At 65.8% G+C, this 13,721-nt stretch carries 10 protein-coding genes; 7 read left to right on the top strand and 3 right to left on the bottom strand.

Annotation, left to right across the window (positions count from 1 at the left end):
* The first annotated feature begins 182 nt into the window (after positions 1-182).
* From AC1RBA_RS22045 to AC1RBA_RS22015, 7 genes are all read left to right on the top strand, one after another.
* Positions 183-710, top strand: a complete 528-nt coding sequence (locus AC1RBA_RS22045; RefSeq protein ID WP_070287704.1) for a sigma-70 family RNA polymerase sigma factor — start codon at positions 183-185, stop codon at positions 708-710.
* On the top strand, positions 707-1,711 hold the full coding sequence (locus AC1RBA_RS22040) for a FecR family protein (RefSeq protein ID WP_492419834.1): 1,005 nt from the start codon (positions 707-709) through the stop codon (positions 1,709-1,711). The genes AC1RBA_RS22045 and AC1RBA_RS22040 overlap by 4 nt, the downstream gene beginning before the upstream one ends.
* A gap of 73 nt (positions 1,712-1,784) precedes the next feature.
* Entirely contained in the window at positions 1,785-4,259 is a 2,475-nt protein-coding gene (locus AC1RBA_RS22035; protein ID WP_492419833.1) for a TonB-dependent siderophore receptor, read from the top strand.
* Between the two features lie 162 nt (positions 4,260-4,421).
* On the top strand, positions 4,422-5,441 hold the full coding sequence (locus AC1RBA_RS22030) for a LacI family DNA-binding transcriptional regulator (RefSeq protein WP_070310452.1): 1,020 nt from the start codon (positions 4,422-4,424) through the stop codon (positions 5,439-5,441).
* Positions 5,442-5,684: 243 nt separating this feature from the next.
* The gene (locus AC1RBA_RS22025; protein WP_070220788.1) at positions 5,685-7,085 is read left to right on the top strand and encodes an alkaline phosphatase family protein; all 1,401 of its coding nucleotides are present in this window, start codon (positions 5,685-5,687) and stop codon (positions 7,083-7,085) included.
* Positions 7,086-7,165: 80 nt separating this feature from the next.
* Positions 7,166-8,788, top strand: a complete 1,623-nt coding sequence (locus AC1RBA_RS22020; protein ID WP_492419832.1) for a histidine-type phosphatase — start codon at positions 7,166-7,168, stop codon at positions 8,786-8,788.
* 96 nt (positions 8,789-8,884) lie between these two features.
* A complete protein-coding gene (locus tag AC1RBA_RS22015; protein ID WP_492419831.1) occupies positions 8,885-10,471 on the top strand; it encodes a histidine-type phosphatase in 1,587 nt (528 codons plus the stop codon).
* Between the two features lie 30 nt (positions 10,472-10,501).
* Here AC1RBA_RS22015 and AC1RBA_RS22010 read toward each other — a convergent pair whose 3' ends face one another.
* The 3 genes from AC1RBA_RS22010 to iolE are packed head-to-tail and all read right to left on the bottom strand — an operon-like array spanning position 10,502 to position 13,721.
* Positions 10,502-12,001, bottom strand: coding sequence for a CoA-acylating methylmalonate-semialdehyde dehydrogenase (locus tag AC1RBA_RS22010; protein WP_492419830.1), 1,500 nt, complete (start codon positions 11,999-12,001; stop codon positions 10,502-10,504).
* 14 nt (positions 12,002-12,015) lie between these two features.
* Positions 12,016-12,810, bottom strand: a complete 795-nt coding sequence (gene iolB, locus AC1RBA_RS22005; RefSeq protein ID WP_492419829.1) for a 5-deoxy-glucuronate isomerase — start codon at positions 12,808-12,810, stop codon at positions 12,016-12,018.
* Positions 12,807-13,721, bottom strand: a complete 915-nt coding sequence (iolE, locus tag AC1RBA_RS22000; RefSeq protein ID WP_492419828.1) for a myo-inosose-2 dehydratase — start codon at positions 13,719-13,721, stop codon at positions 12,807-12,809. Before iolE ends, iolB begins: the two co-directional genes overlap by 4 nt.

The raw sequence follows: 13,721 nt of genomic DNA, 5'->3' as shown, positions 1-13,721 counted from the left end.
CAAGAATTTGCAGCATTGATGAACCCGCCCTGCCCCGTGCAGCGGCGGGTTTTTTCATTTCCGGCCGCCGCGCATGCGGCCTGCGCGCAACACCCGCCCCTTCCGCATGCAATCGGGGATTGTGGCGAGACGCCGCTGGCGCTTACAATGAGAATAATTCTCATTTATATTATTCATTCCCCATGTCCGCCATTCAGTCCAGCCTGCAACAGCAAGTGCAGTCGCTTTACAGCGAGCATCATGGCTGGCTGGTGGGCTGGCTGCGCAAAAAGCTCAGCTGTCCGCATGGCGCGGCCGATGTGGCACAAGACACGTTCGTGCGCATCATCGCTTCGCGCGACGCCCTGTTCGGCATGCGCGAGCCGCGCGCCTATCTGTCCACCACGGCAAAGCGCTTGCTGCTCGACCGCGCGCGCCGGCAGGTACTCGAGCGCAGCTACCTGGCGGAACTGGCCCTGCTGGCCGACAGCCTGCCCGGCGCGCCGTCGCCGGACGAGATCCTGATGGCAGTGCAGGCGCTCGGGCAGATCGCCACGGCGCTGGCCGGCTTGTCCGCCAAGGCGCGCGACGCCTTCTTGCTGCACTACCTGGAAGAGCAGCCGCAGGCCGCCGTCGCCGCGCAGCTGAACGTCTCCACGCGCATGGTGCAAAAATACCTGGTGCAAGCCTTGCTGGCCTGCCGCCACGCCTGCCCGGCCATGGCGGCATGAAGGGCGCGCGCACCGACGCGGCAGCCGAACAGGCCGCGCAGTGGATCGTGCGCCTGAGCGCCGACGACCCGGCCGAGCGCGAACAGGCACGCTCCGGCTTCGCCGCATGGAAGGCGGCCGACCCGCTGCACGCGAACGCAGCGGCCGGCATGGAAAACCTGCTGCGCCAGTTGCACGCCGTGCGCGAGCCGGCCGGCGGCGACCATCGCCCCGCCCGGGCCGCCCTGGCCGCCATCGCCCCCGATCGTCCCCGCCAGCGCCTGCGCCAGCTGGCCGCCGCCAGTGCCGTTGCCGTGCTGGTGCTGGGCACGGCCATGGTCGCCAGCGAGCGCCCCGCCTACCTGCTGGCCGACCTGCGCAGCCCCACAGGGCAATGGCAGTCGCACATCCTGGCCGACGGCAGCCGTATCACCCTGGCCGGCGGCAGCGCCGTCAACGTGCGCTTTACTGCGGGCGAGCGGCACGTGGAACTGGTGCGTGGCGACATCCTCGTCGACGTCGCCAAGGATGCGCAGCGCCCCTTCATCGTCGACAGCAGGCAGGCGGCGATCCGCGCGCTGGGCACGCGCTTTAGCGTGCGCCGGGAAGACGGCGCCACCATCCTGAACATGCTGGAGTCGACAGTATCGGCGCAGGTGCCGCAACATCCTGCCGTCGTGGTGCGGGCGGGCCAGCGCACGCGCATCACGGGCGATGGCGTCGGACCGCTAACAACCATCGATGCGGTCAGCGTGCAGCAAGCGTGGCGCGCGCACCAGCTGGTGGTCGACGACCAGCCATTGGCCGAGGTGCTCGACGAGCTGGCGCGCCACCGTCCCGGCCAGCTGCATTACAACCGCGCGCAGATCGCCGTCATCCGCGTGGCGGCCGTGCTGCCGCTGGACGACACGGACAAGGCGCTGCAGCTGTTGATCGACAATTTCCCGCAACTGCGCATCCGCATGCTGACGCGCTACCTGGTGATGGTCGACGCGCCAAGCACTGGCACCGCAAAAAAATAATTTGCCACGCAGGTTCGTGTTGGCGCATCTCGCGCGTCAAGGCAGCTGAGATCATTCAAAAAAGGCTGTCACCATGTACGCTCAAGTCGTTGCCGTTTCCTCCCCGAACACCCTGCGCACGCGTCTGCGCCCGCTGGCCCTGGCGGCCATGCTGCTCGCTGGCGCCGCCCTGCATGCCCAGGCAGCCGCCCAGGCCGTGCCGGCGGTCGCCAGCTACGCCATTCCCGCCGGCCCGCTGGCCGGCGCCCTGAACCGCTATGCACAGCAGGCGGGCGTGTCCATCGTCATCGACGCGGCCAAGGTACAGGGGCTGCAGACGGCCGGCCTGCAAGGCAGCTACGCCATCGACGACGGCTTCGCCATGCTGCTGCGCGGCAGTGGCTATGCCATCGGCAAGACGTCCACCGGCTACGTGCTGGTGGCCGCGCCGGCGTCCGCCCCCACGGCGGCGGCCAGTGCCGCCTCGGCGGCCGAGCGCACCATGCCCTCGATTACCATCGTCGGCCAGGCCGAACAAGGCGCCACCACGGAAGGCAGCGGTTCCTACACGGCGCGCAAGCTCACCATCGGCAAGGGCGAGCAATCGATGAAGGACATCCCGCAATCGGTCAGCGTGCTGACGCGCCAGCGCCTGGACGACCAGGGCATCACGGACTTGCGCGAAGCTGTCAACAACGTCACCGGCGTGGTGGGCGTGCATGGCGTGGGCCCGGGCGTGGTCATCACGGCGCGCGGCTTCCAGATCGACCAGTGGCAATACGACGGTGTGCCGATCGACCGCAACACCTATGCGCTGGGTAACTGGGGCCAGGAAAACATGGTCATCTACGACCGCCTGGAAGTGCTGCGCGGCGCTTCCAGCATGCTCGTTGGCACGGGCAGCCCCGGCGGTTCCGTCAACCTGGTGCGCAAGCGCCCGCTGGCCACACGCGCGATCACGCTGACGGGGCGCGCCGGTTCCTGGGACCACTATGGCGCCCAGGTCGACATCAGCACGCCCCTGAACGCGGAAGGCAGCCTGCGCGGACGCGCCATCGTCGACGAGGACGACAGCCACTCCTTCATCGACCAGGTATGGAGCAAGAGCCGCACCCTGTACGCGGCAATCGACTACGACCTGGCGCCCGCCACCACGGTCGGCCTGGCCGCCAGCCACGTCAAGGCCCACGGCCGCCCCACGTTCATCGGCCTGCCCCGCTACGTTGACGGCAGCGCACTGCCGCTGCCGCGCTCCACCTTCACGGGCGCCGACTGGAACCGCAGCCTGGTGGAACAAAGCACCGTCTACCTGGACCTGGAACACCACTTCAATACGCAATGGAGCCTGAAGGCCTCGGCGCTGGGCATGAATGAAAGCACCAGCTCCACGCACCAGCGCACGGCCTTCGCCATCAAACCCGACGGCAGCGGCGCGCGCTATGGCGACTTTTCCACCGATTTCGACAACCGCAAGCGCGGCATCGACGCTTTCGTGCGCGGCAAATTCGACGGCCTGGGCATCGCGCAGGAAGTCGTCGCCGGCGCCAGCTATGTCAGCATGACGTCGAACGACCGCTATGCGCGCGCGTGGGAAACGGGCGCGGATATCTTCAACATCAAGCACCATCGCCCGTGGCAGGACTTCGACAGCATCGCCGCGCGCGGCGTGAGCAGCTACAGCACCTACGACATGCGCCAGAAAGGGCTGTACGCCACCTGGAACGGCCAGCTGACGGGCAAGCTGAAAGCCCTGCTGGGCGGACGCTTCAGCTGGTACGACTTCCTGTATGCCACGCCGGACGGCTACCGCGACGCCACCCGCGCCACGGCCAGGTTCACGCCATCGGTGGGCCTGATCTATGCATTGACGCCGCAATGGTCGGCCTACGCCAGCTATGCGGACGTGTTCCAGCCGCAGACGAACCACGACGTGGCCGGCCGCACCCTCAAGCCGATCACGGGCAGCAGCTACGAAGGCGGCATCAAGGGTGAACTGCTGGACGGCAAGGTCAACACCTCGCTGGCCGTATTCCGCTATGACCACAAGGACCGCGCCGTCACCGACTACGCTGCCGGTTTCGCCTGCGACGGCTGGTACTGCTCGCGCGCCTCGGGCAAGGTGCGCAGCCAGGGCCTGGAAGCGGAGGTGTCGGGCGAAGTGGCGCGCGGCCTGCAGCTGTCGGCCGGCTATGCCTACACGACGACGACCTACCTCGACGATCCGGACAACAAGGGCCAGGTCTTTTCGACGTGGACGCCGAAGCACATGCTGCGCCTTTGGTCCAGCTATACCCTGCCCGGCGCGTGGGACAAGTTCAGCGTGGGCGCCGGCACCAGCCTGCAAAGCCATACGGTCGATACCGAACGCACGTTCAAGGTTGCCGGTTTCTCGATCTGGAATGCACGCCTGGGCTGGCAAGCCACGCCGCAAGTGGCCCTGTCGGTCAACGTCAACAATCTGTTCGACAAGCGCTACATCATCCCGGCCTACAACACCACTGGGTCGAACAACTATTATGGCGACCCGCGCAACGTGCAGTTCACCCTGAAGTACACGCCGAAGTGGTAGGACGATTGAAAAGCTGAGGGCCGGCACGCCGGCCCGCGCCGCGTGACTGACAGTGCCACCGGCATTCAGTTCGCGCCGCGGCCGGGATTTTCGGCTAAGATGATGGCGCGGCGTTGCGCCGCACCGCATCGTGCATCGGCCTCTCAATCATCTACACCGTCAATGGAACAAAAAGACAAGTCCTGGGTCACTTCGGTCGACGTCGCCAAACGGGCCGGCGTCTCGCGCTCCGCCGTCTCGCGCACATTCACGCCCGGCGCCAGCGTGGCGCCCGAAACGCGGGCCCGCGTGATGGAAGCGGCGCAGTCGCTGGGCTACCAGGTCAACATCCTGGCGCGCAGCATGAACCAGGGGCAAAGCAATCTGGTGGGCGTCGTCATCACGGGCTTCACGGACCCGTTCCGCGTGGCCCTGCTGGGCGAAGTCACGCGCAGCCTGAGCGAACATGCGCTGGTGCCGCTGCTGATGAATGCGGAAGATCCCGAACGCCTCAGCGAATTGCTGCGCATCCTCCTCAGCTACAAGATTTCCGGCGTCATCATGACGTCCGGCTCGCCGCCGTCCGCCGTGGCGACGGAATACCTGCAGCGGCAAGTACCGGTGGCCATGATCAACCGCGCGCGCGACCTGAAGGGCGTGGACGTGGTCAACAGCGACAACCGCCATGGCGGCGAACTGGCGGCCAGCACCCTGCTCGACAGCGGCGCCAAACGGCTGGCCTTCGTCAACACGCGCGCCAGCAGTTTCAGCGGCATCGCGCGCGGCAAGGCCTTCCTCGACCACCTGGCGCCGGCCGTGGCGAAGAAGCGCTGCACGGCCGGCGAATACCTGGCCGACGCCATCGGCTACCAGGCGGGCCAGGAAGCGGCCGACGCCCTGCTCGCCTCGGGCAAGCTGCCCGACGGCGTCTTTTGCGCCACCGACCTGATCGCCTGCGGCTTCATCGACGCGGCGCGCAGCAAGTACGGCATCGACGTGCCCGCGCAATTGCAGGTGATCGGCTTCGACGACATTCCCATGGCGGCGCTCGACGCCTACCAGCTGACCACCATCCGCCAGGATGCGGGCGAACTGGCGCGCCGCGCCGTCAAGAGCCTGGTCGAGCGCATGGAAAAATTTGCCATGCCGGGCCGCCTGAAGGAAGTCCCCGTCACCCTGGTGCGGCGCGGCACGACGCGCTAAGCGCTTCGACACGGCAGATGGCGCAACGCCGTCATCTGCCGCCCGCCACCGCCCCGCAGCGCCCGCCGTTCCCCGTTTTCCACACTTTTTCATCCTCCGCCTGTACTTGTTGACATCGAAAAAAATCCGGGTTACTGTTTGCACACGCGTGCTGCACACGTGTGCAATTTCTTCAAAAAGCCTGTTCTGGCCATACCACTAAAAAAAGCGCCCCGTCCACGGAGGCGTATTAAGGAGACCGTTATGTTGAACCACGTTCTAAGAATCGCCCTGTTCGGCGCCGGGGCCATCGGCCTGGCGGCCTGCACCACCCCCGCCGGCATGCAGCACAATACGGCTGCCAGTGCCGCCGCCGATCCGAAGCTGGCGAAGATCGGCCAGATCGTCGTCGTGTACATGGAAAACCGCAGCTTCGACCACCTGTTCGGTACCTTCCCCGGCGCCGACGGCATCGCCAATGGCCGCTCGCCCGACACCACCACGCAGACCGGCCCCGATGGCAAGCCGTATGCGATGCTGCCCGCCGTGGCGCTCGACAAGGGCGGCCTGGACCAGCGCTTCAAGGGCGACATCGCCAACGCGCCCTTCCACATGGAGCCGAGCGTGTCGCTGGGCGACAAGACGGCCAGTCCCGTGCACGCATTCTGGACGCACAAGCGCCAGATCAACGACGGCAAGAACGACCGCTTCGTCGTCGAGGGCAACACGGGCGCCCTGCCCATGGGCTATTTCGACGGCAGCAAGCTCAAACTGTGGGCCCTGGCGCAGCGCTACACCCTGGCCGACCGCTTTTTCCAGTCCGCCTATGGCGGCTCCTTCCTCAACCACATGTGGCTGACCTGCGCCTGCACGCCCGTGTTCCCGAACGCGCCCAAGTCCATCGTCGCCCAGGATGAGCGCGGCACGGGCCACAAGAAGGGCGAGGAAGCGGAAGTGACGCAGGACGGCTACGCCGTCAACACCATGCAGGGCCCGCTGCTGTTCGACCCGACCAAGAAGCAGACATTCCTGCCGCCGCAAACCATGCCCACCATCGGCGACCGCCTGACGGACAAGGGTATCTCGTGGGTCTATTATGCGGACGGTTACGACATCGCCGTCGCCTCGACCAAGTCGGGCAAGAAGGCCGACGATTTCTCGTATCACCACCAGCCGTTCACCTACTTCAAGCGCTTCATCGACAGCCCGCAGCAGCGCGCCACGCACCTGAAGGACCGCTCCGACATGATCGCCGACGTCCAGGCGGGCAAGCTTCCGCCCGTCTCGTTCTACAAGCCCATGGGCAAGAAGAACATGCATCCGGGGATGGACAAATCGAGCGTGGCGGCCGGCGACGACGAGGGCGTGGCCATCATCAACGCCATCATGGAAGGCCCGCAATGGAAGGATACCGTCATCATCGTCACCACCGATGAAAACGGCGGCTTCTGGGACCACGTGGCGCCGCCCAAAGGCGACCGCTTCGGCCCGGCCACGCGCATCCCCGCCCTCGTCATCTCGCCGTTCAGCGAAGGCGGGCATATCGACCATACCGAGTATGAAACCGTGTCGATCCTGAAGTTCATCGAGGAACGCCATGGCCTGGCGCCATTGAGCGAGCGCGATGCGCGCGCCAACAGCCTGGCCAAGGCCCTCAAGCTCTAAATTCCACCATCCTGCCTGTCTTCCCTGGGTGCGCCGTCCTGCGCGGCGCGCCCGGGCAACTCACATCCAAAGGAAACGCCATGCTGCACGCACGCCATCTTCCCCTGTCCATCCTGATGCTCTCCCTGGCCGCCTGTGGCGGCGGCGAGACAACGCCGCCGGTAACGCCCCCTGTCACGCCGCCGGTGACGCCTCCTGTCACGCCGCCGCCAGCCACCTATTACCAGACCAAGACGCCGTACACGCCGCAGCAGGAGGCGGCCACGTATGAAGCCGCGCCGGCCGGCTACGCGCCCGTGTTCACCGAACTGGTGGCGCGCCACGGTTCGCGCGGCCTGTCGAGCATGAAGTACGACGCCGCCTTCTACAACGTCTGGCAAAGGGCCGCCGCCGACGATGCGCTCACGCCACTGGGGCAAAAGCTGGGCGCCGACATCCTGAAACTGATGAAGGCCAACGCGCTGCTCGGCTACGGCGTGGACGGCATCACGGCGCCCGGCTACGGCAACCTGTCGCAGACGGGCATCAATGAGCACAAGCAGCTGGCCGTGCGCATGCTGGCGCGCCTGCCCGCCCTGTTCACGCAACTGGGCGCGAACGCCGCCAGCGCGCCGCGCCAGATCGTCACCGTCAGTTCCGGCGTGGACCGCGCCAAGGACAGCGCCGCGTATTTTGCGCAGTCGCTGGCCGCCACGGCACCAAACGTCGCGCCGCTGATTACCCTGCCGCCCGCACCGGCCGGCTACCCGGCCGGCAAGCCCGTGGCGCAGCCAGCTGGCACCAACCGCTTCCTGCTGTATGCGCACAAGCTGGTGCCCAAGACGGACCTGGTCACCGATGCCCTCGACCGCTACTACCAGACCTACCAGGACAGCCAGGCTTACCAGGGCTACCTGGAAAGCCCCGCTTTCCTGGCCAAGTACTCGGCCATCGACACGGATGCCACGGCGCGCACCCTGGGGCGCGAAGTGCTGGAGCGCCTGTTCACCAAGGCTTTCGTCGATAAGATCGACAACGGCACCTACCGCTTCGCCAACACGGGCACCTACAGTTTCACCAGCGACGACGGCAAATTCACCAATACCGTCACCGGCGACGGCGGCACCACCATCAAGGGACTGGCCGACGCCGCATCGGTGCTGTACAACCTGTACGCCATCATGGCCGGCATGACGAACGAGGTCAAAGCCGACTTCGTGCAGTACATGCCGTCGGACGCGGCCAGGTACCAGGCCTTCGTGCAGGATTACCAGGATTTCTACAACAAGGGTCCCGGCACCACGGAAAGCGCCGGCGTCACCTGGAACTACGTGCGCGCGCTGCGCGAGGACTTCTTCACGGAAGTGGACGCCATCGCGCGCGGCGACCTGTCGCACGGCGCCAAGCTGCGCTTCACGCATGCGGAAGCCATCATCCCGCTGGCCACGGCCATGGGCCTGAAGACCGTCGTCGGCGCGCTGCCGGCGGCGCAGACCTACAGTTATGACAACAGCAGCTGGCGCGGCCTGTACGTGGCGCCGATGGCGGCCAACATGCAGTGGGACGTGTACCGCGACGCCAGCGGCAATGTGCTGGTAAAAATGCTGTACAACGAAAAGGAAACCGACTTCCAGGCCGCCTGCGATGGCGCGCGCCATGCGGCCGGCAGCCATTTCTATGTATATGCAAAGCTGAAGACCTGCTACGGCCACGTGGCGCAGTAATCACGGAGTGCAGGCGGGCCGGCTCCCAGCCGTGCCCGCCAGTTTGGCGTTTGATGCTAGGCTTGCGCCCAGGAACTCATCACGTCACGGACTCCCATGCCTCCATCGCTTCCCCTGGCCAGCATCCCGCTGGCCCTGGCCCTCGCCATGTGCGCCGGTCCCACGCTGGCCGTCGAAGGCCATTACCAGACCAAGACGCCGTATGCGCCGCAGCAGGACCCGGCGACCTATGCCGCGCCGCCGGACGGCTTCCAGCCCATCTACACGCAACTGGTGGCGCGCCACGGCTCGCGCGGGCTCACCAGCATGAAGAACGACGCGGCCCTGTATGCGATGTGGCAACAGGCCGCCGCGCAGGATGCGCTCACGCCCCTGGGCCGCGAACTCGGCCCCGACATCCTGGCCCTGATGAAGGCCAATGCCTTGCTCGGTTATGGCGTGGCCGGCATCGAGCGGCCCGGCTACGGCAATCTGTCGCAGACGGGTATCGACGAGCACCGGCAGCTGGCCGTGCGCATGCTGGCGCGCCTGCCCACCCTGTTTGCGCAAGTGGGGCAAGACGCGGCGACGGCGCCGCGACAGCTCGTCACCATCCATTCCGGCGTGGACCGCGCGCGCGACAGTTCGCGCTTCTTCACGCAGTCGCTGCTCGAACAAGCGCCCGCACTGACACCCTTGGTGTATCTGCCGCCCGCGCCGGCGCCATATCCGCAGGGGCGCAAGCCCGCGGTACAGCCGATATTGCAGCCCGATGGCGTCAACCGCTTCCTGCTGTACGCGCACAAGCTGGCGCCGCAGACGGACCGCGTCACCGATCCGGCCAACCCGTATTACGCCACCTATGCCGCCAGCCAGGCCTACCAGTACTATGAACGAAGCAAGCAGCTGGATGCGCTGATGGGAACCCCGGCCAGGCTGCCTGCGGCGACCGCGCATGCGCGCCACGTGCTCGAACGGCTGTTTTCTCCCGCCTTCCTCGACCAGTTGGAAGGCGGCCGCGCCAGCTATGCGGACACGGGCAGCTACACCTTCACCAGCGCCGACGGCAAGCTCACGCGCACCATGACGGGCAGCGGCAAGACCGTCATCCGCAGCCTGAATGCGGCCGCGACAAAATTGTATGAGCTCTATGCGATCGCCGCCGGCATGCGGCATGAAGTGCCGGCCGATTTCAGCCGCTACATGCCTGCCGACGACGCGCGCTACTACGCATATGTCGCCGACCATGAGGATTTTTACCAAAAGGGACCGGCCACCACGGAAAGCAGCGGCGTGACGTGGCGCTTTGCGCTGGCCTTGCGCGACGATTTTTTCAATGAGGTCGATGCGCTGGCAAGGGGAGATGTGCGCCACGCGGCGAAGCTGCGCTTCACGCACGCCGAGATGATCATTCCGCTCGCTTCGGCCATGGGCTTTCAGCAGGCGCTGGCCCCCTTGCCGGCATCGCTCAGTTACAGTTATGAAAACAATCCATGGCGCGGCCAGAACGTCTCGCCGCTGGCGGCCAATATGCAGTGGGATGTGTACCGCAACGAGGCAGGGCAGCTCATCGTGCGCCTGCTGTACAACGAAAAGGAAACGGACTTCCAGGCCGCTTGCGACGGCGCCCGCATCGCGCCGGGCAGCGTCTTTTACGACTACGCAAAACTGAAAACCTGCTACGGACACGTGGCGGCGCGCTGACGCGCTGATACTGCGCGCCGCCAGCGCGCTTTACTTCAAGGTCGGCATGGCAAACTCGGCCCCGGCCGCCGTCGAGGCCGGCCAGCGCTGCGTCACCGCTTTCTGCTTCGTGTAGAAACGCACCGATTCCGGGCCGTGCGCATGGTGGTCGCCGAACAGGCTGCGCTTCCAGCCGCCGAAGCTGTGGAAGGCCATCGGCACGGGGATCGGCACATTGACTCCGACCATGCCCACCTGCACCCGGTGCGTGTATTCGCGCGCCGTGTTGCCGTCGCGCGTGTAGATGGCCGTGCCGTTGCCGTATTCATGCGCATTGACCAGGTCCAGCGCCGCCGTGAAATCGGGCACGCGCACGATGCACAGCACGGGGCCGAAGATTTCCTCCTTGTAAATCGTCATGTCCGGCGTGACGTGGTCGAACAGGCTGCCGCCGAGGAAAAAGCCGTGCTCGTGACCGGGCAGGACAAAGCCGCGCCCGTCGCAGATAAGCTTGGCGCCTTCCTTGACCCCCGTGGCGATATAGCCGGCGATCTTCTCCTTGTGCACCTGCGTGACGACCGGCCCCATCTCGGCCGACAGGTCCATGCCCTGCGTGATCTTTAACGCCGCGATACGGGGCACCAGGGCTTCCACCAACTGGTCCGCCACATTGCCCACCGCCACGACGACGGAAATGGCCATGCAGCGCTCGCCGGCCGAGCCGAAGGCGGCGCCCATCAGGGCGTCCACCGTCTGCGGGATGTCCGCGTCGGGCATGACGACCATGTGGTTTTTCGCCCCGCCCAGGGCCTGGACGCGCTTGCCCTGCGCGCAGCCCGTCGCATAGATGTATTCGGCGATCGGCGTGGAACCGACGAAGCTGACGGCGCGCACGTCCGGGTGGTGCAGCAAGCCATCGACGGCTTCCTTATCGCCCTGCACGACGTTGAAGACGCCGTCGGGCAAGCCGGCGTCCGTCAGCAGCTGCGCCAGGAGCAGGCTGGCCGACGGGTCGCGTTCCGACGGCTTTAATACAAACGTATTGCCGCAGGCAATGGCCATCGGGAACATCCACATCGGCACCATCACGGGAAAGTTGAACGGCGTGATGCCGACACACACGCCGAGCGCCTGGCGGATCGACCAGGCGTCGATGCCGCCGGCCACCTGTTCCGAATACTCTCCCTTCATCAGTTGCGGGATGCCGCAGGCAAATTCCACCACTTCGATGCCGCGCGTCACTTCCCCTTTCGCATCCGTGAAGACTTTACCGTGTTCGGCCGTAATCAGGGCGGCCAGCTTGTCGGCGTTTTGCTCCAGCAATTCCTTGAATTTGAACATGACGCGGGCGCGGCGCAGCGGCGAGGTTTGCGACCAGGCGGGAAAGGCCGCATGGGCGGCGGCCACGGCCGCGTTCAGTTCGGCAGGCGTGGCCAGCGCCACCTTGGCCGTCACGGCGCCCGTGGCAGGATTAAACACGTCGCTCGTGCGCTCGGTGCGCGAGGCCATGGGGTTGCCACCAATAAAGTGGCCGATCATCGGGGTCGTCATTGTCTTGTCCTTGGTTATTTCGTCATCAGCCAGTCATGGGCCGGGTCGTTTTTAAAATGCCACACGCGTTTCGGGCCGGCCATCACGTTCAGGTAATAGCCGTCGTAGCCATACGGCACGGTCACGGGGTGGTAGCCGCGCGGCACCATCACCACGTCGTGGTTTTCCACGGCCATGGCTTCATCGATGCTGCGGTCATCCGTGTAGACGCGCTGGTAGGCAAAGCCCTGCTCGGGATTGAGCCGGTGGTAATACGTTTCCTCCAGCGAGCTTTCGGTTGGAATATTGTCGCTGTCGTGTTTATGCGGCGGATAGCTGGACGAATGGCCGGACGGCGTGACGACTTCCACCACCAGCAAGCCGTCCGCCTCGGCCGTCTGCGGCAGGATGTCGCACACATAGCGCGTGTTGGCGCCCTGGCCGCGCACGGAGCGCGTCATGCTGGAAGGTTCGATCAGGCGCGCCGGGCGGTGGGTCGTGGCCGGCGCGCTGCACAGGGCCACTTCCGCGGCGTTCACGGCCGTGATGCTGACCTGTGTTTCCAGCGGCACATACACGGCGTAGGGCGAGACGTCCTCGAAGACGCTGGCGCGCTTGCCGATGCCTTCCCAGACGTGATCGCCCGCCCGCACCGTGACCGTGCCCGTCAGCACGACGAGGCACAGTTCGCGGTGGCCCGTCTCCAGGCTGATGTGTTCGCCAGCCTGCAACCTGTGCGCGGCAAAGCCCACGTGCGTCCAGCCGGCCGATGCGGGCGTGACTTCGACGATGGTCTGTCCCTGCCCCGCTTTCACCAGCAGCGGGCTCATGCCGCCTCCCGGCCCAGGCGCGGAATCGCATCGACCAGGCGTGCCAGGTAATCGTGGCCCATCTTCGCGTATGCGTAGCTGGGGGCGACGGCCGGGTCCTGCTCCGCTTCCACCACCAGCCAGCCCGCATAGCCGTGCAGATACAGCCGCGTCAAAATGGCCGGAAAGTCGATGCAGCCGTCGCCCGGCACGCTGAAGGCGCCATTGATGACGGCCTGCAAAAAACTCCAGTGGCCATTGCGGGCCAGTTTCACCACGTTCGGGCGCACATCCTTGCAATGCACGTGGCAAATCCTGTCGATATGTTTATTGAGCACCGCCAGCGCGTCGCCGCCGGCAAAGGTGATATGACCCGTATCAAACAACAAGCCCACTTCCGGCCCCGTCAAGGCCATCAGTTGATCCACGTCGGCCGGCGTTTCCACGTAGGCGCCCATGTGGTGGTGGTAGGCCAGGCGCACGCCGTGCGCCAGCAGGTGGGCGGCAAAGGCCGTGAGTTTATCGGCGTAGTCCTGCCATTGCTGGGCGGACTGGAAACGCGGGCGTTTATACAAGGGACGCGCTTCGCCCTGGATGGCGTCGGCCACTTCGCCATACACCATGACGGTGGCGCCGCTGTCGGCCAGCAGCCGCAAGTGTGACGCCACGGAGGCAATCTCGTCTTCGACGCTGCGGTGCGCCAGGCGGCCCGAATACCAGCCCGAGACGCACGCCAGGCCATATTTGCCCAGCACGGCGTTCAGAGACGGGGCATCCTTGGGAAACTTGTTGCCCAGTTCAAAACCCACATAGCCGATCTCGGCGCCTTCCTTCAAGGCCGTTTCCAGCGGCGTTTCGCCGCCCAGGCTCGGTAAATCGTCGTTCATCCACGAGATCGGGTTGATGCCGATACGTACATTCCAGGTAGTCAT

The sequence above is a fragment of the Janthinobacterium sp. GW823-FHT03B06 genome (assembly GCF_058796955.1).
Note: the sequence above shows the minus strand (reverse complement) of the source record. Positions and strands in the feature narration are given on the sequence as shown.